This window comes from Desulfosporomusa polytropa (genome assembly GCF_055380075.1).
This window is the reverse complement of sequence record NZ_AP042400.1, coordinates 3,318,290-3,342,840: the sequence shown is the minus strand read 5'-3', so window position 1 is coordinate 3,342,840 and position 24,551 is coordinate 3,318,290. Positions and strand designations below refer to the sequence as shown.

At 43.1% G+C, this 24,551-nt stretch carries 22 protein-coding genes; 21 read left to right on the top strand and 1 reads right to left on the bottom strand.

The features are described from left to right. The first annotated feature begins 3 nt into the window (after positions 1-3). The 8 genes from ACZ449_RS17455 (at position 4) to ACZ449_RS17420 (ending at position 7,858) form a co-directional block, all read left to right on the top strand. Entirely contained in the window at positions 4-174 is a 171-nt protein-coding gene (locus ACZ449_RS17455; RefSeq protein WP_464257335.1) for a hypothetical protein, read from the top strand. 51 nt (positions 175-225) lie between these two features. Continuing rightward, entirely contained in the window at positions 226-2,457 is a 2,232-nt protein-coding gene (locus ACZ449_RS17450) for a molybdopterin-dependent oxidoreductase (RefSeq protein ID WP_464257334.1), read from the top strand. A 16-nt stretch (positions 2,458-2,473) separates the two neighbouring features. Then, entirely contained in the window at positions 2,474-2,815 is a 342-nt protein-coding gene (locus tag ACZ449_RS17445) for a hypothetical protein (protein ID WP_464257333.1), read from the top strand. Positions 2,816-2,957: 142 nt separating this feature from the next. Further along, entirely contained in the window at positions 2,958-4,241 is a 1,284-nt protein-coding gene (locus ACZ449_RS17440) for an S-layer homology domain-containing protein (RefSeq protein WP_464257332.1), read from the top strand. Positions 4,242-4,400: 159 nt separating this feature from the next. Beyond that, complete coding sequence (locus ACZ449_RS17435) at positions 4,401-4,862, top strand: NADH-quinone oxidoreductase subunit NuoE family protein (RefSeq protein ID WP_464257331.1); 462 nt, start codon at positions 4,401-4,403, stop codon at positions 4,860-4,862. Continuing rightward, complete coding sequence (locus ACZ449_RS17430; protein WP_464257330.1) at positions 4,859-6,868, top strand: NADH-ubiquinone oxidoreductase-F iron-sulfur binding region domain-containing protein; 2,010 nt, start codon at positions 4,859-4,861, stop codon at positions 6,866-6,868. Before ACZ449_RS17435 ends, ACZ449_RS17430 begins: the two co-directional genes overlap by 4 nt. Further along, entirely contained in the window at positions 6,856-7,467 is a 612-nt protein-coding gene (locus tag ACZ449_RS17425; protein WP_464257329.1) for a 2Fe-2S iron-sulfur cluster-binding protein, read from the top strand. Before ACZ449_RS17430 ends, ACZ449_RS17425 begins: the two co-directional genes overlap by 13 nt. 37 nt (positions 7,468-7,504) lie before the next feature. After that, positions 7,505-7,858, top strand: coding sequence for a hypothetical protein (locus ACZ449_RS17420; RefSeq protein ID WP_464257328.1), 354 nt, complete (start codon positions 7,505-7,507; stop codon positions 7,856-7,858). A 151-nt stretch (positions 7,859-8,009) separates the two neighbouring features. On the opposite strand, the gene ACZ449_RS17415 is transcribed toward ACZ449_RS17420, so the two are convergent. After that, positions 8,010-8,903: a LysR family transcriptional regulator gene (locus ACZ449_RS17415; RefSeq protein ID WP_464257327.1), complete on the bottom strand. Its 894-nt coding sequence runs from the start codon at positions 8,901-8,903 to the stop codon at positions 8,010-8,012. 332 nt (positions 8,904-9,235) lie between these two features. On the opposite strand from ACZ449_RS17415, the gene tnpA reads away from it, so the two are divergent. The 13 genes from tnpA (at position 9,236) to ACZ449_RS17350 (ending at position 24,547) form a co-directional block, all read left to right on the top strand. Beyond that, positions 9,236-9,652, top strand: coding sequence for an IS200/IS605 family transposase (gene tnpA, locus ACZ449_RS17410; protein WP_464257326.1), 417 nt, complete (start codon positions 9,236-9,238; stop codon positions 9,650-9,652). Positions 9,653-9,797: 145 nt separating this feature from the next. Next, complete coding sequence (locus ACZ449_RS17405; RefSeq protein WP_464257325.1) at positions 9,798-11,123, top strand: MFS transporter; 1,326 nt, start codon at positions 9,798-9,800, stop codon at positions 11,121-11,123. Between the two features lie 588 nt (positions 11,124-11,711). Beyond that, on the top strand, positions 11,712-13,739 hold the full coding sequence (locus tag ACZ449_RS17400; protein ID WP_464257324.1) for a sigma-54-dependent Fis family transcriptional regulator: 2,028 nt from the start codon (positions 11,712-11,714) through the stop codon (positions 13,737-13,739). 437 nt (positions 13,740-14,176) lie between these two features. Further along, complete coding sequence (locus tag ACZ449_RS17395; RefSeq protein WP_186450964.1) at positions 14,177-14,317, top strand: hypothetical protein; 141 nt, start codon at positions 14,177-14,179, stop codon at positions 14,315-14,317. Positions 14,318-14,574: 257 nt separating this feature from the next. Next, the gene (locus ACZ449_RS17390; RefSeq protein ID WP_464257323.1) at positions 14,575-14,799 is read left to right on the top strand and encodes a hypothetical protein; all 225 of its coding nucleotides are present in this window, start codon (positions 14,575-14,577) and stop codon (positions 14,797-14,799) included. 285 nt (positions 14,800-15,084) lie between these two features. Then, positions 15,085-17,412 carry a molybdopterin-dependent oxidoreductase gene (locus tag ACZ449_RS17385; RefSeq protein WP_464257320.1) on the top strand — a complete coding sequence of 776 codons (2,328 nt, stop codon included), beginning with the start codon at positions 15,085-15,087 and terminating at the stop codon, positions 17,410-17,412. Next, positions 17,399-17,749, top strand: a complete 351-nt coding sequence (locus ACZ449_RS17380) for a hypothetical protein (protein WP_464257322.1) — start codon at positions 17,399-17,401, stop codon at positions 17,747-17,749. The genes ACZ449_RS17385 and ACZ449_RS17380 overlap by 14 nt, the downstream gene beginning before the upstream one ends. Before the next feature lie 90 nt (positions 17,750-17,839). Beyond that, the gene (locus tag ACZ449_RS17375) at positions 17,840-17,980 is read left to right on the top strand and encodes a hypothetical protein (protein ID WP_464257321.1); all 141 of its coding nucleotides are present in this window, start codon (positions 17,840-17,842) and stop codon (positions 17,978-17,980) included. Positions 17,981-18,099: 119 nt separating this feature from the next. Next, complete coding sequence (locus tag ACZ449_RS17370; protein WP_464261897.1) at positions 18,100-19,407, top strand: MFS transporter; 1,308 nt, start codon at positions 18,100-18,102, stop codon at positions 19,405-19,407. A gap of 266 nt (positions 19,408-19,673) precedes the next feature. Next, complete coding sequence (locus tag ACZ449_RS17365) at positions 19,674-22,001, top strand: molybdopterin-dependent oxidoreductase (protein ID WP_464257320.1); 2,328 nt, start codon at positions 19,674-19,676, stop codon at positions 21,999-22,001. Continuing rightward, a complete protein-coding gene (locus ACZ449_RS17360) occupies positions 21,988-22,338 on the top strand; it encodes a hypothetical protein (protein WP_464257319.1) in 351 nt (116 codons plus the stop codon). Before ACZ449_RS17365 ends, ACZ449_RS17360 begins: the two co-directional genes overlap by 14 nt. 26 nt (positions 22,339-22,364) lie before the next feature. Next, positions 22,365-22,499, top strand: a complete 135-nt coding sequence (locus tag ACZ449_RS17355) for a hypothetical protein (protein ID WP_464257318.1) — start codon at positions 22,365-22,367, stop codon at positions 22,497-22,499. A gap of 485 nt (positions 22,500-22,984) precedes the next feature. Continuing rightward, positions 22,985-24,547 carry an L-lactate permease gene (locus tag ACZ449_RS17350; RefSeq protein ID WP_464257317.1) on the top strand — a complete coding sequence of 521 codons (1,563 nt, stop codon included), beginning with the start codon at positions 22,985-22,987 and terminating at the stop codon, positions 24,545-24,547. The last annotated feature ends 4 nt before the right edge of the window (positions 24,548-24,551 follow it).

The window sequence follows — 24,551 nt, the reverse complement described above, 5'->3', positions numbered from 1 at the left end:
AGTATGGATAAGAAAAAAACAGAGGGAACTCCGGGCATGCTGACTAATCCGAATTACAGTTTAAGTGACTATGCAACTAAAAATGTCAAGTGCCCTTCCTGCGGGATGTTTAATCCGCCGACCCTTGAAAAATGCCGCCGATGCGGGGCAGATGTTCCCAAAAAGGAAAAATAGCAAAACCTAAATAGCAATACAAACATTGATATTATAAGGAGGCAGGCAATTATGGGTAGTGATAGTAAAAAAGTACAGTGGCAAGAAGGCGATTTGACTGTAACCCGTACCTGTTCATGGACAGCGCCGGGTTGCCATGATGGCTGCTCAGTCCTTTATTACACTAAAGGAAATGAGCTGGTTAAGGTAGAAGGAGACCCGGAAAGCCAATATAATTTTGGCAGACTGTGTATGCGGTGCTTGAGTGCTCCGGAACTGGTTAACGATCCGAAACGTGTCAAATGGCCGATGAAGCGAATTGGTGAACGCGGCGAGAACAAATGGGAACGGATTACCTGGGATGCAGCCTATGATATTATCGAAGAAAAAGTACGTTCCATCTGGAAAGATTATGGACCGGAGTCTATCGTAACCGCCATAGGAACCGGACGTAATACCTGGTCAATCGTACCGAAGCTGACGTATTCTGCTTTTAAGAGTCCTAACTTCTCCATGGGATTCCTGGCTGGTGACTCCTGCTACCTGCCCCGTGCAGCAGCCATGGGAACCATGATTGGGGACTTCTTTATTGTTGATGCGTCTCAGTTAGATCCACGCCGTTATGATAATCCCGAATGGAAGCTGCCGGAATGTATTATCATCTGGGGTAATAACCCAATAATCAGTAATGGTGACGGATTTCTGGGCCACTGGATCGTTGACATGCAAAAGCGGGGGACCAAACTGATCGTGGTAGACCCCTACCTGACCTGGTTTGCTTCTAGAGCTGATTATTGGCTGCAGTTGCGCCCGGGTACTGACGCTGCAGTTGGTCTGGCTATGCTTAACGTAATCATTGGCGAAGAACTCTATGACAAAGACTTTGTAAAAGACTGGACCTATGGATTTGAGCAACTGGCTGAACGGGTTAAAGAATATCCCCCGGAAAAAGCAGAGGAAATCAGCTGGGTTCCTGCCGAAAAAATTAGGGAGGCAGCACGGTTCTTTGCTAAAGCGAAACCAGCTTCGGTTCAATGGGGACTGGCCATCGACACCCAGAGAGCCGGGGTTTCCGTTGCTAACTCCATTTGTGCCCTGATTGCTATAACCGGCAATCTTGATGTTCCTGGCGGAAATCATCTTATTCGGTCGGCATTCGGTGTAGATCGTCTCGCTCACGTAGCGTCTGACTGGGGTTTTGCAGAATTGCCTGAAGAAATGCGGGCAAAGCGCCTTGGTGTTGATGATTATCCGCTGTTTAAATATGGATTGGCTGCAACGTCTCGTGGCGACTCAGTCTTAGAGGCTATTGAAACTGGCAGGCCGTATCCTGTTCAGATGTACTGGATGGAATCTACCAACACCTTTGTAAACACGGCAAGTGAGTCAAAACGTGTTTACGCAGCCTTGAAGAAAGTACCCTTCGTTGTAGTTGTAGACCCGGTTTTAACACCTTCTGCGGTAGCTCATGCTGACCTGGTTCTGCCAGCTTCCATGAGCGTAGAACGTGACAGCTTAAGAAATTGGTGGACGCCTTTACGTTCCATTTCCAAGGTTACCCAATATGAAGAGGCTAAGACCGATGAAGAGATCGTCTTAGACATCGGCAAACGCCTGAATCCGGAAGCATTTCCATGGGATACAGTGGAAGACATGATTGACTGGGCCCTAATACCAGCCGGCGTTACCTTCAAAGAGCTTGAAGCAAAAACCGTGATATGGCCGGAAGTTCATTACAAGAAATATGAAACAGGGAGGCTGCGTGAAGACGGAGAGCCTGGATTCAACACAGATACCGGAATGGTCAACCTTTACCAGGACATCTTTGTTGAGTGGGGATTGGATCCACTGCCAGACCATATGGAACCGCCCTATGGTCCAGTTTCTACTCCCCAAATGATGAAGGAATATCCGTTAATTCTGACTGCTGGATCACGGCAATGGGAATTCTTCCATTCCGAACATCGTCAGAGTGCTACCTTGCGGGAATTCCATCCCAATCCAAGAGTGAGCATGAACCCCGAAACTGCTGCAAAATATGGCATTAAAGAGGGAGACTGGGTATGGATCGAAAATAATATCGGGAAATGCAAACAGCAGGCGGTGCTTGATCCGGGTTGGGACCCCAGAGTCATTCATGGTGAACATGGCTGGTGGTTCCCGGAAAGAGAAGCTGCAGAACCTACCCTGTATGGTGCATTCGAATCCAACATCAACAACCTTACAACCCAGTGTACAACTGGCCCCACCGGCTATGGTGCCCCGCTAAAGAACACAATTTGTAAGATTTACAAAGCAGAATAAATGGAGGTGTAGAAAGATGTCACGTAATGGTTTATTAATAGATTATGAATATTGCACAGGCTGCCATAGCTGCGAAGTTGCCTGCAAAAAGGAGTTAAATCTTCCCAATGGCAAGTATGGTATTAAACTAGCTAAAAATGGTCCTTTTAAACTAAAAGATACTGAGGACAAATGGGAATTAACCTATGTTCCCATTCCTACCCAACTTTGTGATTTGTGCGGTGACAGGGTGGCCGCTGGTAAAAAACCTTCCTGTGTACACCATTGCCAGGCTTCGGTTATTGAATACGGCCCGGTAGAAGAACTGTCTGCCAAGTTAAATAACAAAGGCAGACAAGTACTGTTTGTTCCTGAGTAAAAACAGATGCTCATGCTTGCTCCGGCTCTAGTGGCGAGTTAGTGAGCTGATTAGGGCTCCCTCAAAGCAGAGGGAGCCCTAATCGGCGTTATACGGGTAGCGAAAAAATCGTATCAACATGAAAATGAGGGGGGGAAAACACATGAAACGTAGTCTCGTAGCTACACTAGCACTTGTATTCGGACTTGGTGTCGCAGGTACTGGCTTTGCAGCAACAAGTCCTTTCGCGGATGTTCCTGCTACGCACTGGTCCTATGGTGCAGTTAGCAAACTGGCTCAAGCTGGTATTGTTGATGGTTATGGCAACGGAACTTTTCGGGGTGACAGTACGCTAACCCGCTATGAAATGGCAACACTCATTGCCAATGCCATGACCAAGATGGATAAGGCTAATGCCGAGCAAAAGACGATTATAGATAAACTGGCTTGTGAGTACTCTTCTGAACTCGAAGGTCTCAATGTTCGCGTAATTAAATTAGAAAACAAAGTGGGCAAGGTTAAGGTAGGCGGTGAAGTCCGTTATCGTTATGAATGGACAGACAACAACGACGGATCACCTGATACATTTACCCGTGTGCGGATTAATTTATTTGCCCCACTGACAGACAAATTAGTATTTAGTGGCCGTGTCGAAGGCGAAAATAGAATTGGTACTAAATCAGATATAAATATTGCACATGCATTTATCGCTGGTAAAGCATTTGGCTTAGATACTTTTATCGCAGGTCGTATTCCTCTTTATCTTGGACAAGGTCTGATTAATGGCATCGGAGCTGAAGGTAGTGCACACAGCGGTGCTGACGGCGTTGTTCTTGGTATCAGTGGTAATCAGGTGAAATTTGCCATTGCCGGTGGTAAGGCCGGTGCTGATGAGGCAACTAGTCTTAACTTGCGTGCTGCTAATCTTTCCTATGATGTTAACAAGAATACTAATGTGACCGCATCCTATATGAAAGATAAAGATAGTGAGTTTTATGAAAGCTATGCAGCCGGATTCAACTATCGGGGTATCAAAAATATTAAGGTAACCGGTGAATATGGCGAAAACGATGCTAATTGGGCAAAAAAATATAACGGGGATACTGCCAAGGCTTGGTATATTACAACAAAATATCGTGGTGCTGACCCTACGAAAGACAATAGTGACGGGTTATGGGTTGGTTACAGAAATGCGGATATAGGTTTTGACCCACTGACTCTTGGTAATGCGGAAGCTTCTGGATTGCAAAAATCATTTGATCCTATGGATCCAAGTTTTAGCCCATATAACGCATTTTGTATGTCTAACGTAAAAGGTTTTGAATATGGCTATGAACGGACTGTATTTAAAAACGCCATCTTTAGCCTGCAATACAATGATCTTGAGAAAAAAGACGATAAGGCAAGTGCCGACAGCTTATTGGTAGGGTTAACTTACTCCTTCTAACACAACAACCTTACAACTCAGTGTACAACTGGCTCCACCGGCTATGGTGATCCGCTAAAGAACACAATTTGTAAGATTTACAAAGCAGAGGGAGCCCTAATCGGAGTTATATAGGTAGCGAAAATATTTATAGTTGCAACTGTTAACAGAGGAGGGAAAATGATGCCGACAAATCTGGAAGAATGGGAGCAGTTACCGGAAAGCGATAAACAGCTAATCAATATCCTTAATCAGGTTCAGGAGGAGCAGGGGTATATTCCGCACGACCGGTTAACCGAACTGGCCCGGCAGGCAGGAGTGCCGGAGTCACAACTGCATGGACTGGTAAGCTTCTTTAATTTTTTTCGCAGTCGTCCCGCCGGTAAGCACAAACTATCGGTATGCTATGGAACTGCCTGCTATGCCCGGGGGGCTTCCTTAATAAATGATCGCCTGGTTGCTGAGCTAAAACTAGAGGACGGCGAAGATACTTCAGCTGATGGTTTTGTAACGGTAGATCACGTTTATTGTGTTGGTGCCTGCAGCCGTGCTCCGCTGGTAGTGGTAGATGGGCAAATAAACGGTAAAATCAAATCATACCAGGTACCTCTGATGCTTGGAGATTTGAGGAAAAAGGGATGATTGGCCGTTCAGAATTTCGGTTTCCAGCCATACATAGCTATCAGGTAGCTAAAACTATTGCGGCAGAAAAAAGGAAACCGATACGATTTGAACCGTACAAACCGCTGAATTTTGCGGTGCATGTACCCCTCAAGAGTCTGGCCGAAGAAGGGAAGATAACGCTCTGCGGTCGTAAATCCCGGATCAATGTAGGAACGGCTACCTGTGGCAGAGCTGCTGGAGCGCTGGAGGTTTATAATAATTTAGAAAAACGGGATTGGAACGAAAAAGCCGGAGTATACAAAGTAGGCTGTCAGGGAGCCTGTTATGCGGAGCCGCTGGTGAATGTCAGAACACCAGACGGAAAACATTACTTTTATGGAAATATAGACACGAATTCCTTTTGGCGCATTATTAAAACCGCGGAGGAACCCCCAGGAAGCAAAACGTCCCCTTATCTGTGGGCTATAGCCCAAGAGCGTAAACCTGGAATTCTTCGTAGCATTCAAGATTTGGAACTAATAAAAGTAGTGAACTCAGGTTTCAGTGAATTCTTTCAGCCCCAGATGCGGCGCATCAGCGGTCGCTGTGGTTTACTAGATCCGGAAAGTATAGCAGAATATGCCGCCATGGGCGGCTATCTGGCACTGGAGAAAGCACTTTTCAAGTTAAAAAGAAGAACGATCATTGATATGATCGGGGCATCCGGCCTGCGTGGTCGGGGGGGAGCAGGATTTCCTACCGGGGAAAAATGGGATATAGCCTATCAGAGCCCTGATCCTGTCCGTTATGTAATCGCCAATGCCGATGAGGGGGATCCCGGGGCCTATATGGATCGAGCTCTTTTAGAAAGTGATCCGCATAGTGTACTGGAAGGTTTGATGATTGCTGCGCTGGCGGTTGGTGCATCTCAGGCCTATATATTTGTGCGGCACGAATATCCGCTGGCAGTTCAGCTACTAAGGAAAGCAATCGCAAGTGCACGTAAGGTGGTTTATTTAGGAAACAATATTATGGGTTCCAATTTTAGCCTTACCATTACCCTGGTGGAGAGCGGTGGAGCCTTTGTGTGCGGTGAAGAAACATCCATGCTGCAGGTTATGCAGGGTAAGCGCGGGGAACCCCAACTTCGTCCACCCTATCCAGCCAATAGCGGCTTTTATGATCATCCCACTGTTATCAATAATGTGGAAACGCTCGCCAATATCCCATGGATTATACTCAACGGAGCTGAAGCCTTCCGAGAAGCAGGTACGGAGAAAAGCCCGGGAACGAAAATATTTTGTCTGGCCGGGGATATCAAGCGTATGGGATTTATTGAAGTCCCATTGGGTACCAGCACTCAGGTATTGGTAGAAAAAATTGGGGCTGTAGATGAGGAGGCTATTAAAGCTTTGCAGATTGGAGGACCATCGGGCGGGATAGTTCCTTATCGCGATTTTCCCCTTGATTATGAAACAGTCGCTTCTGCAGGAGCCATCATGGGCTCAGGGGGATTAGTACCTTTGGGTAAAAACCGCTGCATGGTAGATATGGCCAGGCATATGACAAACTTTATGGGCAGTGAGTCCTGCGGCAAATGCAGCATCTGCCGGGGTGGTTTGCTGGAATTGGAAGCTCGGCTGTTGACATTAACAATTGGGAAGGGTTATAAAGGCATAGTGGAAGAAATAGAAGAATTGAGTAAGACTATTCCTCAAGTGGCGCTATGTGGTTTAGGTCAGACAGCAACGAATCCGGTAATTACAACGTTAACTTATTTTAGAGACGAATATGAGGCGCATGTAAAAGGTAAATGTCCGGCAGTATCCTGCAAACCTCTAATCGATTTTGAAATTATTCTGCCCTGCAAAGAATGTAAGGCGTGTTATCAGGTTTGTCCAACTGAAGCAGTTACAATGCGAGGGGGAAAAACAGACCGCTTCATTGTTGACCCTGAGCGCTGCATTAAGTGCTGGGCCTGCTATGAGACCTGCCCCTTTAACAGCATCCGAATAACTTCGGAGGAATTTGCATGGCAGAATTAGTAGAGATAGTAGTCGACAGGAGGAGTCTGGCTGTCTCCAAGAGTGCTATCGTGCTGCAAGCTTTGCGAGATCATGGAATAGATATACCTGCTTTGTGCTATTATCCATCTTTAGAAGCCTATGGAAGCTGCGGCCTGTGTATGGTAGAAATCTGGAACAATGCTATTTGGAAACCCTGGCATGCCTGTTTATTGGCAGTCGAAGCTGGTCTGCAAATAAAAACTGCTACCCCGCGTCTCCAGCGTCTACGCTCCTGGGCAGCTCAAATTCTCTTGCGCGGCAGGCCCTTCCATAACAGTGAAGCAGAAGATTTACTGCTGCAACTCGTACAAGGCGAGACGGCAGACGGCCAGGTGTTATCTGGTTCCACAACAGCAGGGTGTATACTATGCGGGCTATGCATAAGAATGTGCAGGAAAATAGGCAAAAATCGCCTGACATTTTTAGGCCGAGGCCAAAATCTGCGGATTGGTTTAGTTCCTGGAGAAGGTAACAAAGCCACCTGCGGAACCTGCAGCGCCTGTCGCAATATCTGTCCCATGGGATTTATTTCTCCTGATGCCGAGCATGCCTTTACGGCCCGGTTGTATAAAGAGTAGTATCGCAAAAATAAATAGTAAATGGAGATATAAAAATATGAAGAATAAGGACCGTGTACTAATTGAAGTGTATGGTGGAACCAAGCCGAATTCTGAGCTTGATCAAGCAGGCAAGCAAGCTGCTTTGGAGCTTGCTTCATTTGAAGATTTAGTTAAAGAATTAAAGCAGAGTTTCGGTGACGGTGTTGCCATAAGATATATTGATACTGATGTTAAAGGGATACAGAATGACAAATGCCGCCAATTAGTTGAAGCTGGCAAGCCTTTTCCCATCACTGTCATCAATGGAGAGCCTTGTATTGTAGGTGGTATCAATAGTAAACTTGTTAGAAGATTTCTGGATGAAAGAGCCTTTCAAATGCTAGAAAAATTGAATGCCCAAAACAAATAATCCAGTCTTTCAGCAAAGGAACATCACATGATGCAAAAATCTTTAACACATCGTATATAGTTTTGAAACAAAATATAGATAAAGTAGGGCTGTGAATAAACTTATCTCTAAGTTATTCACAGCCCTGTTTTTTTATAAAGGGTGATTTCCTTTATTTTTCTAAAAATTCGCTTTTTTCCAACTCATTTAGAAAAAAGGAGATAGCCGGATTTGAATTTGCTGAATTCCAAGCGATTACAAACTCAACTTGAGTATCATTGCCTTCCAGGCCAGATAACTGGAGGTTAGGACTGCCATAAGTATCAGGGATTAAACGGGGGAGTATTGAGATCCCCATTCCAGACTCAACAGACATAAGTACTGTTCCCCAATTTGGGGCTAAGTTAACGTTAGGCGTAAAACCCCTATTTGAACAAACTCGTGTTAGATTATTAAAGCCCCTTGGAGATGTTAAGCGATCCTGAAAGAACACTGTTTCTTTAATTAAATCCGAAAAACTAATATCGTTGCTTTCTGTTAATGGGTTATCATTACGCGATACTACGCAAAGAGTGTCTCTTTTGAGGGTTTTCCAGTTCAAAAAGCTTGGTGCAGGTTTTTCTATTAATGTAAATCCTACATCTACATTTTGAGCTTCAAGGGCTTTATCTAGGGCACCCATTGAGAGTAGCTTTAAAGATATTTTGATATGCGGATATTTTGAGCGATAAGATAAAATTAACGAAGGGAGAAAACTTCGCTCAGAAAGGCCTAAAACGCCAATTGTTAAACAGCCCGCCATACCACTCTGAACCTGGTTTGCAAGTTGCATGAATTCATCCGACTTAGATACAAGATATTTTGCTTCTGGCAATAACTCATCAGCAGCTGGAGTTAAAAAAACAGAATGCCTGTTACGGATGAACAGTTTTACTCCAAGATGACGTTCGAGGTCAGCAATTTGTTGGCTAAGAGCAGGTTGTGTCATAAAATGCTCTTGTGCCGCTTTGGTAAAATTAAGATGTTTAGCCACAGAGATAAAATATCGTAATTGCTTTATATCCATAATCTCTCCTCAGTCAATACCCTTATTTTAATTATACATAGTTACCTATATTAGAACAATGGACGAAAACTCTGAATCTTATATAAAATTTTATTATCCTTTAATAAGTAATACTTATCTCCATTGAACTTAATATTGTTCTATAATATAGATGTATATACAAGACTGAAAAATCCGAATATTAAGGTTTTAATGAAAATCCTAATCCCCCAGCTATGCTGGGGCGAACAGAGTACGCAGAAGCGTTACTGCGGGTGAACTAAAAAAACCCTGTGTTAGTCTGATACTGGTGTCGCAAGCCAATATCATACTAACACAGGGGGTTATCCAAAATGGACAGTTCAAGCTTATCATATACAAAATGGAAATGCCAGTATCACATAGTTTTCATACCGAAGTACAGAAGGAAAGTTCTGTACGGAAAAATAAAGGCGGATGTAAGAGAGATAATAAAAAAGCTTTGCAAATACAAAAATGTAGAAATCGTTGAAGGAGCCGTATGTGTAGACCATGTACATTTATGCGTAAGTATTCCGCCCAAATTGAGTGTAGCAGAATTTATGGGGTATTTGAAAGGGAAAAGTGCGTTAATGATATATGATGCACATCCAGCTCAAGGAAGTAAGTGGAGCAGAGCATTTTGGGCACGAGGCTATTATGTATCAACCGTGGGAAACATCACGGAAGAAACAATTAAGATATATATACAAGAACAACAGGAAAAAGCCAAGAAAGAAGAAATGAACTAAAGAGCCTCTTTTAGAGGCTGATGGTAACAGTGTTTGCGATACCCGCCTTTTAGGTGTAGCAAGTAATCAGCCCTTACAGGGCCAACAACAAACCACCACTTGATGTGGTGGTCATGACTTAGTAAATAAATTGGGAGTGGTGTTTATGGATAAAAGCATGATGCTCGAAAAACTGAAAAAATATCAGTGGACTATGTATGCGATTATTTGCATTGCATATATGCTCAGTCCTTTTTGCCGCCAAGCGCCCGCGGTTATGGGGCCAGATCTGATCCGTGATTTAAAACTTGACGCCGCACAATTCGGATTATTGGGGCTTACCTTCTTCTGGGCGTATGCGATTGCCAATGCTCCCGCCGGAGCAATAATCGACCGGGTAGGTTCCCGTATAGGTTTAGTTCTCAGTTTATTAGTTACTGCAATTGGCAGCTTTATTTTTAGTATGGCTGAATCTTTAGCAATGATTGTTGTTGGACGAATGTTGGTGGCTGTATCGTTGGCAGGGATATTTATTGCCGGTGTGAAGATAATTTCCTCTTGGTTTTCCGCAAAACAGTTTGCCACAATTAATGGCATTTATATGGGCTTTGGAGCATTAGGTGGATTATTTGCTACTGCACCACTCCAAGTTTTAATAAACCAAACTGGCTGGCGTAGTTCCTTTGTGATTATTACCATTACATGCGTAGTGATGGCAATAATTTCTTATCTAGTAATAAAATCCCATCCATCGGATATTGGGTTACCTACACCTGATGAGCTCGACGAAGATACAATTCTTCAAATAAAGAAGGATTCCCCGCAGGTTCACTGGTGGATATCGACCAAGCAAGTGCTTGCTCAACCGCGCTTATGGCTAATTGCGGTGTTTGCTCTCGGGACGAATGCCACTAGCCAAGTTATTGTAGCCTTATGGGGTGGAGTTCTTCTCTCCAACGTGTATGGTCTCACTAAGGGGGAGGTTGCCGAAATATTAACTTATGCTGCTTTGGGAGCAATTTTAGGGAGCATTGTAGTTGGATGGGTTAGTAAAAAGATTGGTAATGCAGGAGTCATGTTATCGGGGGCAGTAATATTTCTATTGTCATGGTTGTATATGCTGACTAATTTGCGAACCCTTAGTATTATGGAACTAAAGATTATCTATGCAACCATTGGTTTTTGCGGTATGTATGCAGTAGTAGGAGGTTTTGCCGTTGTTAGACAACTTGTTCCAGCCTCGCAGGTAGGTACGGCTATTGGAGTATGTAATACTTTTGCTTGGATTTTTGGTACAGGTGCATTTCAACAAGTGTGGGGTCTAATTATCAACACTGTCTCAAAAGGGCAAACACCTTATCCGGTGGAAGCCTTTGAATTGGCAATGTGGGTACAAGCAGCTACGTTGGTAGTTAGTTCATTTTGCGCAATCTATCTTATTAAAACTTTGCATAGGTCTGAATCTACCGCAAATCGTACTAACGCCATTTAGGTGTAGCCTAGTAATAAAGGGAAAAGGTGGCGTACGTTCAAGCAAAACCCCCGGCTAAGCCGGGGGTTTTGTAATTTTGAAACGTTAAAAGGTTAAATATGTGAAATAAATATCATGAAATATCGAAAAATATCAGAAAATATCAAAAATAGGTGCAGGATTTTTTTTGAATTCCGAGAATAGCATATATTACCACGAGGAGTTCCTAGTTATTATTTCCCAATGGAAGTGATGACTGAAGGATATGAAGAGTAAATTTTTATGCCTGCTTTATTATGCAAAGGAAGTCTGGTAAATGAGGCTGCCTTTTTTAATGCCAAAATGTAGTATGGCAAGGGGATGTGAATGCTCTTTATATTCTAAAATAAGGATGTACTATGGCCGCCTATAAGTACATCTTTATAAGGGAAGGTTTGTTATCTTTAGTATGCTTGGAAAGCGTCTAGTTGTTAGTCCTGCCGGTTTAGCAATGAAAGCTGTAAAAAATTCACTTAAAAATCGGCAGAATTTTGGATTAATTTGCGGAGAAATTGAGGACTCAACCACCTGACGAATACCAAGAATCTAAAATGAAGAGGGGGCAGGGGATTGAAACTCAAAAATCGTTGGCTGGAAATACAGCAAAGCAAGATAAGATTTTTCAAAGATAATGAGGATCCACGTAGCTGTATTCACATTAATTCGGAAGTGGCTGAATCCTGGATTAAATCTCAAGCTATGGGCATCAGCCCTTACACCGAGATAATTGCGGAGCGTTTGGATCCCGAACAACTTGAGAAACTCTTGGAAGAAAACCGTTTGCTTATTGATGTTGCTAAATCTGTATTTGAAGCCGTGAAATTGAAAGACCTGATGATTGCTTCTCGGTATGCCATCTATTTATTTGACGGAAATGGTGTATTGTTGTTAAATGAAGGCGATTTGTTAAGATTAGTTCCTGACCGTGATTCGATGACTGGAATCGTTTGGAACGAAAAAACCATGGGTACCTGTGCACATATATTAAGTATGCAACTTAGGCGCCCGGTGCAATTGGTCGGGCCGGAACATTATTGTATGACCTTTAATAATTCTAATACTTCAGCAGCTCCTATAATGGATGACAACGGTGATATTATTGCCATCATGGCTTTGAGTCAGCATTTAATGAATGAACCTGTGGATGATGACATTTTTCTTAATTTGAATTCACATGCCCTGGGTTTGGTAACTGCCATGGCAGCCGATGTTGAGAATAAACTAAAATTAAGAAAAAGTTATGATCAACTGCAAATTGCTAATGAACGGCTAAAGATGGCTAATTATACGCTTAAAGTCACCTTAGCGGTCATCGACGAAGGCATTATTACCATAGATTCAATTGGTAAGATAATTCATATTAATAAAGAAGGCAGCCAGATGTTGAGGTTGGGGAACGGCGAAACAGAGAATAAAAATATCCGTGAATTTTTAAGCAGCCAGTCTCGCCTTATGACATTGATCGCAGATGGGGAAAATGCCGATGTTGAAGAAAGCCTTTGTGTTGGAAATGTTGAACAAAACTATGTAATTAATATTCGGGTGGTAAATTCTACAACCGGGGAAATAGACGGAGCTGTTCTAAAACTGGTAAGCGCGGAAAAAGTAAATGCTTTGGTAAACAGTCGATCAGGCGCCATTGCGAATTATTGTTTTGACGATCTTATTGGTGAGAGCAAAGAATTTAAAAAAGCGGTAGCATTAGGCAGACGTTTTGCCAATTCTCCGGAAAATATTCTGTTAATTGGTGAGAGTGGTACTGGCAAGGAGCTTTTCGCCCAGGCCATTCATAATAAGCATCGACCCAATGGTCCCTTTGTGGCAGTAAACTGTGCAGCACTACCCCGGGAATTAATTGAAAGTGAATTATTCGGCTATGAAGGTGGAAGCTTTACCGGTGCTGAGCGTGGCGGAAGGCCAGGCAAAATAGAGTTAGCTCATGGTGGAACGCTTTTCTTAGATGAAATTGGGGATATGCCTCTGGAACTTCAGGCTGTATTGCTTAGAGTTTTAGAGGACAAGCAAGTTATGCGTGTTGGTGGACGGCGCTATAAACGGGTAGATTTCCGCGTGGTTGCCGCCACCAATAAAGACCTCTATCAAATGATAAAAGAAAAACTCTTTCGCGAAGACCTTTATTTTCGCCTGTCTGTTTTGTCAATCAACCTTCCTCCATTACGATTAAGAGAAAATGACGTGGAGCCCTTGGGTCAATATTTTATCAAGAAATACTGCGAAAAGATGGAGTGGAAGGTTCCGGTAATAAGTCCATCTGCGCGAAACATAATGAGAGAATATAACTGGCCCGGCAATGTACGGCAATTGGAGAATGCTGTAATTTATGCAGTTAATACTGTTCAGAATCAAATTATCGAAGCTGAAGACCTGCCTGCAATAATTCTAAATGGTGAGCCTGCCCAAACTGCTGCTGTTGGCAATATAGCGGAAGTATATACCATTGAGGTTTTAGAAAAAATATCCATTGAAAATGTATTATATAAAACTAAAAATAATATAACTAAGGCGGCTGATTTACTGGGAATAGGCAAATCTACGCTTTATAGAAAACTGAAAGAATATAATATTAATGTTGGTTAATTAATATATGAGTTTTATTTTTGCGGTAATCTACTTCCTGTTAAACAACTCTCTTAGCAAGATAAGAGATGTTGTTTAACAGGAAGTAGTATTTTTATGTCCAAATAACACTAGTTCTGGTACTGATATTTATCATACTATGTTTTTGGCAACGTTGGTTTGCAAGCTCGGATTCCCAAAATAAAGCAGTAATTCTTTAAATGAACCGATTGACTAACAGCCGGAGTGGCGGATAAATATCTAAAAACATTGAAGAAACAAGAGGTTATGGGCGCTACGATAGGATTGGCACATATTTTGCATTCTTAGAAGATTGGAAAGAAAAATCTTGATAGTTGTGAGTTAGCGTTAGAATGTATGTTGCAAAAGCGGCGGCCTATTGTTATACATAAGTTTAGCGTTAAATCATACTAGCACACGAGAAGGAGAGGATTTTTATGGGAGCAACTAATGCCAAGGGTGGTTTTGTACCACCGTTAGCAGAAAAACTGGTTTGGGAGTGTCCCGCCTGTAAAGGATTCAATTCCATAAAACTGACAAAATGTAAAAAGTGCGGTGCCGAAAAGCCCCCAAAATAGAATTCAGACAAAATCATAAAATGCGCCATGTAGAATTACGTGGACGAAGATTCGCCATTCTGAAAGGATGGCGAATTGTTCTCCAGATGGAAAGTATAACTTTCCCTGGATAGAACGACTAAGGCTTCTGCCGGCGACGCACCCGGATGGTGCTAGTGCCGATTGCGCCATGGATGGCATAGCAATTCGGCCGTCCTAAAGGACTTGGTACAAGCCAAGTCTTATCTTATAGAAGGATAAATATAAGGAGCAAAAATATGAATGATGAAAATAAACTAACAGTGCCATATCTCTTAAAATTGCTCGAGATTGACTCGCTTCCCGGTGGCAAATTACTGGAGACATTCGTATTACGCAGTGCGACGGGCCTCATAAACGAACATGGCGAAGACTGGATTAGGGAACAACGGTCGAGGTTGGTGGAAGAATTGGAATTTATCACAAAGGAAATTGAAAAGGAAAATACTCATCCTGAACAATGATTACCTGCAATTTGTTCTTGGTTTGGAGCAGAATAAATTCCCAAAAGAAATCACTGATTCTTTAAATGATGCGGTTGGCTCGTAAGCCGGAATAGTGAATAACTAGCTGAAAGTGTTGAAAAACCAGGAGTTTTAAAACTGTTGTGAAGGTTGGCACACATTTTGCAATATTAGAAAAGTGGTAACATTGAATATTTTCGATTTATTTCTAAGTATTAGGGGGGATCGAATAAAACAGCTTCAGTTGAATTAATGTTATCCAAAAAGAGTTAAGGAGGGAAAAGCATGTCTGAAGAAATTAACAAAGAGCTTTACAAAACGGAAGCCCGTTGGCAGGAAGGCGAGTATGATGTAACTCGTACCGCAGTGTGGACGGCTCCAGGGTGTCACTGCAGTTGCGGAGTACTTTTGTACACTAAGAATGGCAAGCTGGAGAAAATTGAGGGTGATCCCAATTCTCCGGTTAATCGTGGCAGATTATGTTTGCGTTGTATAAACATGGTTGAGCAAATATATAGCCCGGAACGCTTAAAATGGCCTCTCAAAAGGGTTGGAGAAAGAGGCGAAAATAAGTGGGAACGTGTTACCTGGGATGAAGCGTATGATTTGATTGAAAGCAAATATAATGACATCAAAGAAAATCACGGTGTAGAAAGCATTGTTACCTTGGTTGGTACAGGCCGTAACGCCATGTGGCAGCCTGCGGTAATTACGCGTACCATTTTTGGAAGCCCGAATGTTTCCTTTGGATTTCTTAGTGCAGACTCCTGCTATCAGCCGCGGATGACTGCTAACTTGATCAAAGCTGGCGATTGCCTGATTGCTGACTGCTCACAAACTCATCCACTGCGCGAAGCTCGTCCTGAATGGCAGAAACCGGAAGTTATTCTAGTTTGGGGCAACAATCCGCTTGTGTCGAATGGTGACGGTTTCCTTGGTCACTGGCTTGTAGACATGATGAGACTAGGTACCAAACTAGTTGTAGTAGATCCTGCCCTGACTTGGCTAGCAGCCAGAGCAGATGCATGGTTGAAGATTCGTCCTGGCACCGACGCTGCCCTAGCTCTTGGTATCCTTCACGTGGTTATCAATGAGAAACTTTATGATGAAGACTTTGTTGAAAATTGGACATACGGTTTTGATGAGTTAGTCGAAAGAGTACAGGAATATACGCCGGAAAAAGTAGCGGAAATTACCTGGATTCCTAAAGATTTGATCATCAAAGCGGCACGTATGTATGCAAATGCCAAAAACGGAGCTGTTCAATGGGGTCTGGCGATCGATATGCAGATGGCTGCCATGGAAGCTTCTTGCTTAATTACAGATTTAATGGCAATCACTGGCAACATTGACGTACCAGGTGGCATGGTGTTACAACGGTATGCTTACAACCGTGGTAAAAAATATGGCAGTGGTTTGGAAAATATATCGGAAGAAATGCTCTTAAAACGGATTGGCACCTATGAGTCTCCTATCCATGAATCTGGTTACACTCCGTTCATTCCACCTGATAAACTTCTAGAAACCATGGAAAGCGGCCTGCCATATCCTGTGCAAATGCTGTGGATGCAGGGAACCAATCCAATTGCCAACATGGCCGGTGAAGCGCCTCGCGTATATGCGGCTATGAAAAAAGTACCTTTCAACGTAGTTGTTGACTTGTTCATGACCCCGACAGCAGTAGCGTGTGCCGATTTGGTTCTGCCTGTTGCGATGAGTGTTGAACGTAATAGCTTCCGGTCATGGTGGACCCCGCTGCGTGCTCTGACTAAAGCGGCTGACACCTACGAAGATACCAAAACAGACGAGCAAATTGTTCTTGACTTAGGCAAGCGGATCAGACCTGACCGCTTTGAACAATACAATACCGACGTAGACTTCCTGGATGATTTCCTTAAAGATGACGATGGCGTAGATTATGATTTTGCTGATCTTGTTGAAAAAGTGCAAGACTGGTGGGATTGGGATTACACCTATAAGAAATACGAAAAAGGCCTGCTTCGGAAAGATGGCCAACCAGGTTTCGTAACTCCGACTGGCAAGTACGAAATTACGTCCACCTTGTTTGATGTTTGGGGATTTGATTCCTTAGGATTCCACATTGAACCAAATGAAGGTCCGCATACCACACCGGAACTTATGAAAGAATATCCGCTGATTCTTACCACCGGTAACCGGCTCTGGGGCTGCTTCCACTCTGAGCACAGACAATTACCAACCATGCGTGAAATTCATCCGCAACCGATGATGGATATCAACCCGGAAACAGCAAAAGCATTGGGAATCATTGAAGGAGACTGGGTATGGCTTGAAAATCGTCGTGGCAAGTGCAAACAGATAGCAAGATTTAATGTTGGCCTTGATCCCAAAGTAGTTCGCGGTGAACATGGCTGGTGGTTCCCTGAGAAAGAGGGAGCAGAACCAACGTTGTTTGGGGTATTTGATAGCAACATCAACAACCTTACAACAATGGGCGTACATGGTCCTACTCATTATGGAGCTCCATATAAATCAACCATTTGTAAGGTATATAAAGTGACCCCTGAGAACGATAAAGAATTACCTTCGAAAATAGTAACCAAGCTGGGGGGTTTTGGCTATGTCAAAAAGTAATGAAAAAGGTCGCTATGGCTTACTAATCGATTATGAATATTGTACAAATTGCCATAGCTGCGAAGTGGCCTGTAAGAAAGAATTAGACCTGCAAGTGGGTCAATACGGAATTAAGGTTGTAGAAGAAGGTCCCCGTCAGAATCCTGATGGCAGTTGGGAATGGAATTACATTCCTGTTCCCACATCGCTTTGCGATCTCTGTGCCAAACGGGTTGAAGAAGGGCGTAAACCAACCTGCGTACACCATTGTCAAAGCAATGTTATGTACTACGGAACCCTGGAAGAGCTTGCTAAGAAAATGGAAGAAAAACCAAAAATGGTGCTGTTTTCTAAATAAGCAAAGTCACTCTATGTAAGCTGGGGGCCAATGTTAAACGTAAGTTTAACATTAGATAAATACTAAAACGAAGAGAAGGAGAGGATTTTAATGGGAGCATCTAATGCCAAAGGCGGATTTGTACCACCGTTAGCAGAAAAACTGGTTTGGGAGTGCCCTGCCTGCAAAGGCTTCAATTCCACAAAACTGGCGAAGTGTAAAAAGTGTGGTGCCGAAAAACCTCAAAAATAAGATTCTGACAAAGTCATAGGTAAACCACGTAAATTTGCGTGGATGAAGATTCGCCATTCGCTTAAAGAATGGCGAATCTTTCTAAAATAATGAAATACGAGGAGGCGAGTATCTTGGATATGAATAAACAAAAAATGCTTACTAAGTTAAAAAGGCATCAATGGCCAATGTATATTATCGTCGTTTTAGCGTATATGCTCACGTTGTTTCATCGAATGACGCCCGGAATCATGGGGCCGGATTTGATGAAAGACCTACAACTAACGGCTATAACTTTTGGATTCATGGGACTTGCTTATACGTGGGTTTACGCGATTGCTCAGGCACCGGTGGGAACACTGATGGACAAAATCGGTGCCCGTAAGGGAACAACCGCTCTTTTGATTCTGAGTGGTATTGGCGGGTTGGTTTTCGCCGGAGCACAGGGTTTCACCATGCTGGTAATCGGTCGTGTTATTTTAGCGCTAGCAGTATCAGGATTCCTGATCGGCGGAGCGAAGATCACCTCTGCATGGTTTACTAGTGCCCAGTATCCTCTTCTATGGGGCCTGTTTATGGGACTTGGGGCTCTGGGAAGTGTAGTGGGAACAGCTCCCTTGGGCCAACTTATGGACACTGTGGGATGGCGTCCGGCTATGGTGTTCGTGGCCATTTTTAGCTTTGTACTTGCCGTAGCCGCATTTCTGTTCCTCAGAGACAAACCTGGTGAAAAAGGTTTGTTAACGCCTGATGAGTTGGCAGGAATCGCTCCGATAGCCATGGATGATGCTGCGAATGCAGAACAAGCAGGGATCGGCACCGTATTAAAGAGTCCGCTTCTCTGGCTGGTCTTTTTGCTTTCACTGGGTGGGAACTCCCATGCCCAGTGCTTTGGCGGCATGTGGGAAGGCGTTTATCTGTCCAATGTATTCGGCTTTGAAAAACCCATGATTGGCAGCATTATGGTGTGGTATGCATGGGGCATCGTGGTTGGCTGTTTCCTTAGCGGGGTGATTGTGAAAGCGCTGGGCTCCAGAAAAACAATGTTCTATGGGGTTATTTTAGTAGCACTGAACTGGATCTGGCTGATGACACAGTCCGGTACGATCGGTGTAACCGAGCTGAAGGTATTTAACTTCTTCCTTGGCGGGCTGCAGATGTTTGTAATTTCAACCACCTTTATCTTCTGCCGTGAAGCCTTTCCTGTTTCCTATCTGGGAACAACCATGGGTTTTTTGAACACCTCCGTGTGGGTTGTTGCTGCAGGTGTAGGCCAACAAATCTGGGGCCTAATCATTCAGAGTGTTTCTAGAGGGGTTACTCCTTATCCTGTTTCAGCCTTTGCAGCTTGCATGTGGTTTAATCTGATCCTGTCTATCATTGCAATTGGTTGTGCATGGATTCTTATGACAAACAAAAAATACAGTGCGGCGCATATAGAAGCCTGAGTTTTGGTTGGATGATAAATTCCCAAAAGAAATCAATGATTCTTCAAATGAAGCGGTTAGCTAGTGAAGCAGAGTGGGTTGTACATAGCGGAAAGTCTTGAAAAAACAGGGTTTAGGACAATGTTGTCAGAGTTGGCACACATTTTGCATTATTAGTAAGTGGTACCATGAATGTTATTGATTTTAGTTTTAGATAGTAGGGGGGATCCGATAAACAGCTTCTCAGTTGTACTACTGTTACCCAAAAGAGTTAAGGAGGGAAAGGCATGTCTGAAGAAATTAACAAAGAGCTTTACAAAACGGAAGCCCGTTGGCAGGAAGGCGAGTATGATGTAACTCGTACCGCAGTGTGGACGGCTCCAGGGTGTCACTGCAGTTGCGGAGTACTTTTGTACACTAAGAATGGCAAGCTGGAGAAAATTGAGGGTGATCCCAATTCTCCGGTTAATCGTGGCAGATTATGTTTGCGTTGTATAAACATGGTTGAGCAAATATATAGCCCGGAACGCTTAAAATGGCCTCTCAAAAGGGTTGGAGAAAGAGGCGAAAATAAGTGGGAACGTGTTACCTGGGATGAAGCGTATGATTTGATTGAAAGCAAATATAATGACATCAAAGAAAATCACGGTGTAGAAAGCATTGTTACCTTGGTTGGTACAGGCCGTAACGCCATGTGGCAGCCTGCGGTAATTACGCGTACCATTTTTGGAAGCCCGAATGTTTCCTTTGGATTTCTTAGTGCAGACTCCTGCTATCAGCCGCGGATGACTGCTAACTTGATCAAAGCTGGCGATTGCCTGATTGCTGACTGCTCACAAACTCATCCACTGCGCGAAGCTCGTCCTGAATGGCAGAAACCGGAAGTTATTCTAGTTTGGGGCAACAATCCGCTTGTGTCGAATGGTGACGGTTTCCTTGGTCACTGGCTTGTAGACATGATGAGACTAGGTACCAAACTAGTTGTAGTAGATCCTGCCCTGACTTGGCTAGCAGCCAGAGCAGATGCATGGTTGAAGATTCGTCCTGGCACCGACGCTGCCCTAGCTCTTGGTATCCTTCACGTGGTTATCAATGAGAAACTTTATGATGAAGACTTTGTTGAAAATTGGACATACGGTTTTGATGAGTTAGTCGAAAGAGTACAGGAATATACGCCGGAAAAAGTAGCGGAAATTACCTGGATTCCTAAAGATTTGATCATCAAAGCGGCACGTATGTATGCAAATGCCAAAAACGGAGCTGTTCAATGGGGTCTGGCGATCGATATGCAGATGGCTGCCATGGAAGCTTCTTGCTTAATTACAGATTTAATGGCAATCACTGGCAACATTGACGTACCAGGTGGCATGGTGTTACAACGGTATGCTTACAACCGTGGTAAAAAATATGGCAGTGGTTTGGAAAATATATCGGAAGAAATGCTCTTAAAACGGATTGGCACCTATGAGTCTCCTATCCATGAATCTGGTTACACTCCGTTCATTCCACCTGATAAACTTCTAGAAACCATGGAAAGCGGCCTGCCATATCCTGTGCAAATGCTGTGGATGCAGGGAACCAATCCAATTGCCAACATGGCCGGTGAAGCGCCTCGCGTATATGCGGCTATGAAAAAAGTACCTTTCAACGTAGTTGTTGACTTGTTCATGACCCCGACAGCAGTAGCGTGTGCCGATTTGGTTCTGCCTGTTGCGATGAGTGTTGAACGTAATAGCTTCCGGTCATGGTGGACCCCGCTGCGTGCTCTGACTAAAGCGGCTGACACCTACGAAGATACCAAAACAGACGAGCAAATTGTTCTTGACTTAGGCAAGCGGATCAGACCTGACCGCTTTGAACAATACAATACCGACGTAGACTTCCTGGATGATTTCCTTAAAGATGACGATGGCGTAGATTATGATTTTGCTGATCTTGTTGAAAAAGTGCAAGACTGGTGGGATTGGGATTACACCTATAAGAAATACGAAAAAGGCCTGCTTCGGAAAGATGGCCAACCAGGTTTCGTAACTCCGACTGGCAAGTACGAAATTACGTCCACCTTGTTTGATGTTTGGGGATTTGATTCCTTAGGATTCCACATTGAACCAAATGAAGGTCCGCATACCACACCAGAACTTATGAAAGAATATCCGCTGATTCTTACCACCGGTAACCGGCTCTGGGGCTGCTTCCACTCTGAGCACAGACAATTACCAACCATGCGTGAAATTCATCCGCAACCGATGATGGATATCAACCCGGAAACAGCAAAAGCATTGGGAATCATTGAAGGAGACTGGGTATGGCTTGAAAATCGTCGTGGCAAGTGCAAACAGATAGCAAGATTTAATGTTGGCCTTGATCCCAAAGTAGTTCGCGGTGAACATGGCTGGTGGTTCCCTGAAAAAGAGGGAGCAGAACCAACGTTGTTTGGGGTATTTGATAGCAACATCAACAACCTTACAACAATGGGCGTACACGGTCCTACTCATTATGGAGCTCCATATAAATCAACCATTTGTAAGGTATATAAAGTGACCCCTGAGAACGATAAAGAATTACCTTCGAAAATAGTAACCAAGCTGGGGGGTTTTGGCTATGTCAAAAAGTAATGAAAAAGGTCGTTATGGCTTACTAATCGATTATGAATATTGTACAAATTGCCATAGCTGCGAAGTGGCCTGTAAGAAAGAACTAGACCTGCAAGTGGGTCAATACGGAATTAAGGTTGTAGAAGAAGGTCCCCGTCAGAATCCTGATGGCAGCTGGGAATGGAATTACATTCCTGTTCCCACATCGCTTTGCGATCTTTGTGCCAAACGGGTTGAAGAAGGGCGTAAGCCAACCTGCGTACACCATTGTCAAAGCAATGTTATGTACTACGGAACCCTGGAAGAGCTTGCTGAGAAAATGGAAGAAAAACCAAAAATGGTGCTGTTTTCTAAATAAAATCAATAAATGAAAGGGGAATTTCCATGTGCTTTAGACCGCCGGAACTAAACAAAATGATGACACAGTGTCCCGCTTGCAAAGGGTTTAATCCACCCAAACTTACCAAATGTAAAAAATGTGGTGCTGATTTGCCTAAGCCGGAAACTGAGAAAAAGTAATAAAAAACATTGCGGTTAGCTGTTAGTGAGGTTCGTTCTGGACGAACCTTACTAACATGTTTTTAACTGGAGCAGGCGGCAGCAGAATAACAAAGCGATTTCAAGATTGAATTTTGTAAATTTGTGGAACCCCTTGTAGTATCGTTTTTCACATGCAAAAATACAAGCACAAACTCGCTTCCACTGTAGTCAGTTCGTAAAACCTGACTACAGTGAAAACGAGCAGGGAAGAAAATGACACCAATCAAACTAAAGACTAGCAATTGAATTCTAAATTAAACAAATATTATGAAAATAAATGCATAGGGGTACCCGTTATATACGAAATGCTTTATTAAGTATGTTTTTGACTAAAAATTCTAGAGTGTATCAGGATGCTTTGGGTGGAAGTAACCCACCCCATTTCCCCATAGCCTGATTTGGCTTACTTTGTAAAATATCATTTATACTACTAAGTTGCAAATAGGAAACTGAGGGGGATTTATGTGGAATTGTTAAGCTTTTTAACTTTGCTACCAATTATTGTGATTTTTTTGTTGCTAACATGGAAAAATGTCGCTACCCATACCAGTGCTCTTATCGGCTGGGTATTGTGTATGTTGGTAGGTTACTTTTTCTTTTATACGTCTTTTGAAATTAGTTTGAGGGCGAGTGCTGCCGGAATTATTGCTTCTTTTCCCATTACATTAATGGCGGTTACATCAATTCTTCAGATTAACTTTATGGAAGCTACTGGTGCGCTAAGAAGAATTGCCGTTTTTTTGAAAACCTTAGCTCCTTCGGATTCGGCTACGCAAATAATGACCGTTAATCTGGGAGCGGGTATGATGTTAGTAGCAGCCGGAGCTACACCAGTAACCGTCTTGCCTCCGATTATGGTGGCAATGGGTTATTCTAATTTTATGGCTATTGCCTTGCCAGCCTTAGGCTTCGACGCACTCTGTACATATTCAATGTTAGGAGCGCCACTAGTAACTTATTCAGATTTTACCGGTGTTCCATTGGTTGAAGCTGCTCAGGTTTTTTCTAAATATTTACCAGTCATATCGACTTTAATTGCATTTGCGATGATGTGGCTTGTGGGCAGAACAAAGATGATGCTGCAAGGATTTTTCCCATGCCTTCTCGCTGGGCTGACAGCCGGTTTTACGGCTGTGGCTATTGCCTATATTCCAGTTCTTAGTTCAGGTGTAGTATTGACCGGCATAATTGCTGGTATTGCCGTGATGCTGGTGATGATGCTTTATCTTAAAGTAATGGGCAAGCCGATTATTTGTAAAGACTGCTTAACAGCAGAAGAATTGCAAATAGAAAAGGAGATGTCGTTGCTTACAGCATTTTCTCCTTGGATTATTTTGATTATATCCTTGTTGATCGTTAATTTTTATCCGCCTTTAAATACATTACTATTTAAAGAATTTGAAATGGCAGTTTCCGTAGTACCTGGTCAGATGATAAAGATTCGACCGCTTTGGAATGCGTATACTTGGGTATTGATAAGTACATTGCTTTCGGCAATTTTTCTTAAGCCAAAAAAGAAAGAGGTTCAAAAAACCCTAAACAATTGGCTGATAAGAGCTCCTAAGCCAGTATTATCATTAGCGGTATTTTTTATGCTGGGCTTGCTAATGAATAATACCGGACTGGAAAATGTCGGAGGAGTCTGGAAGAATGTCGATCCCACTCATAATATGGTTTCGGTTCTGGCTTTAGAATCAGCGGAAATATTTGGTTCTTTATATCCGTTGATTACCGCGCCTTTAGGGATGTTTGGAGGATTTGTTACTTCAAGTGAAGCTTCTGCTTTGGCCATGTTTGCTAAATATAATATATTAACCTCTGACATGATACATGTTGATCCGCGGATTGTTACAGCCGCTACAGGTATAGGTGCTGGCTTGGCCAGTGTTTGTTCACCGGGAAAACTACAAAATGCTGCTTATGTCATAGATGCTTTCGGAGAAGAAAATAAAGTCATGAGAGCTACTTTTCCAATATCAATTATTTTAGTATTGATAACTGCTGTTATGTGTTATATGTTGGCTTAAGTAC

Coding starts and splice junctions, on each gene's coding strand:
- ACZ449_RS17455 (WP_464257335.1), top strand. CDS start 4: ATGGATAAGAAAAAAACAGAGGGAACTCCGGGCATGCTGACTAATCCG.
- ACZ449_RS17450 (WP_464257334.1), top strand. CDS start 226: ATGGGTAGTGATAGTAAAAAAGTACAGTGGCAAGAAGGCGATTTGACT.
- ACZ449_RS17445 (WP_464257333.1), top strand. CDS start 2,474: ATGTCACGTAATGGTTTATTAATAGATTATGAATATTGCACAGGCTGC.
- ACZ449_RS17440 (WP_464257332.1), top strand. CDS start 2,958: ATGAAACGTAGTCTCGTAGCTACACTAGCACTTGTATTCGGACTTGGT.
- ACZ449_RS17435 (WP_464257331.1), top strand. CDS start 4,401: ATGATGCCGACAAATCTGGAAGAATGGGAGCAGTTACCGGAAAGCGAT.
- ACZ449_RS17430 (WP_464257330.1), top strand. CDS start 4,859: ATGATTGGCCGTTCAGAATTTCGGTTTCCAGCCATACATAGCTATCAG.
- ACZ449_RS17425 (WP_464257329.1), top strand. CDS start 6,856: ATGGCAGAATTAGTAGAGATAGTAGTCGACAGGAGGAGTCTGGCTGTC.
- ACZ449_RS17420 (WP_464257328.1), top strand. CDS start 7,505: ATGAAGAATAAGGACCGTGTACTAATTGAAGTGTATGGTGGAACCAAG.
- ACZ449_RS17415 (WP_464257327.1), bottom strand. CDS start 8,903: ATGGATATAAAGCAATTACGATATTTTATCTCTGTGGCTAAACATCTT.
- tnpA (WP_464257326.1), top strand. CDS start 9,236: ATGGACAGTTCAAGCTTATCATATACAAAATGGAAATGCCAGTATCAC.
- ACZ449_RS17405 (WP_464257325.1), top strand. CDS start 9,798: ATGGATAAAAGCATGATGCTCGAAAAACTGAAAAAATATCAGTGGACT.
- ACZ449_RS17395 (WP_186450964.1), top strand. CDS start 14,177: ATGGGAGCAACTAATGCCAAGGGTGGTTTTGTACCACCGTTAGCAGAA.
- ACZ449_RS17390 (WP_464257323.1), top strand. CDS start 14,575: ATGAATGATGAAAATAAACTAACAGTGCCATATCTCTTAAAATTGCTC.
- ACZ449_RS17385 (WP_464257320.1), top strand. CDS start 15,085: ATGTCTGAAGAAATTAACAAAGAGCTTTACAAAACGGAAGCCCGTTGG.
- ACZ449_RS17380 (WP_464257322.1), top strand. CDS start 17,399: ATGTCAAAAAGTAATGAAAAAGGTCGCTATGGCTTACTAATCGATTAT.
- ACZ449_RS17375 (WP_464257321.1), top strand. CDS start 17,840: ATGGGAGCATCTAATGCCAAAGGCGGATTTGTACCACCGTTAGCAGAA.
- ACZ449_RS17370 (WP_464261897.1), top strand. CDS start 18,100: ATGAATAAACAAAAAATGCTTACTAAGTTAAAAAGGCATCAATGGCCA.
- ACZ449_RS17365 (WP_464257320.1), top strand. CDS start 19,674: ATGTCTGAAGAAATTAACAAAGAGCTTTACAAAACGGAAGCCCGTTGG.
- ACZ449_RS17360 (WP_464257319.1), top strand. CDS start 21,988: ATGTCAAAAAGTAATGAAAAAGGTCGTTATGGCTTACTAATCGATTAT.
- ACZ449_RS17355 (WP_464257318.1), top strand. CDS start 22,365: ATGTGCTTTAGACCGCCGGAACTAAACAAAATGATGACACAGTGTCCC.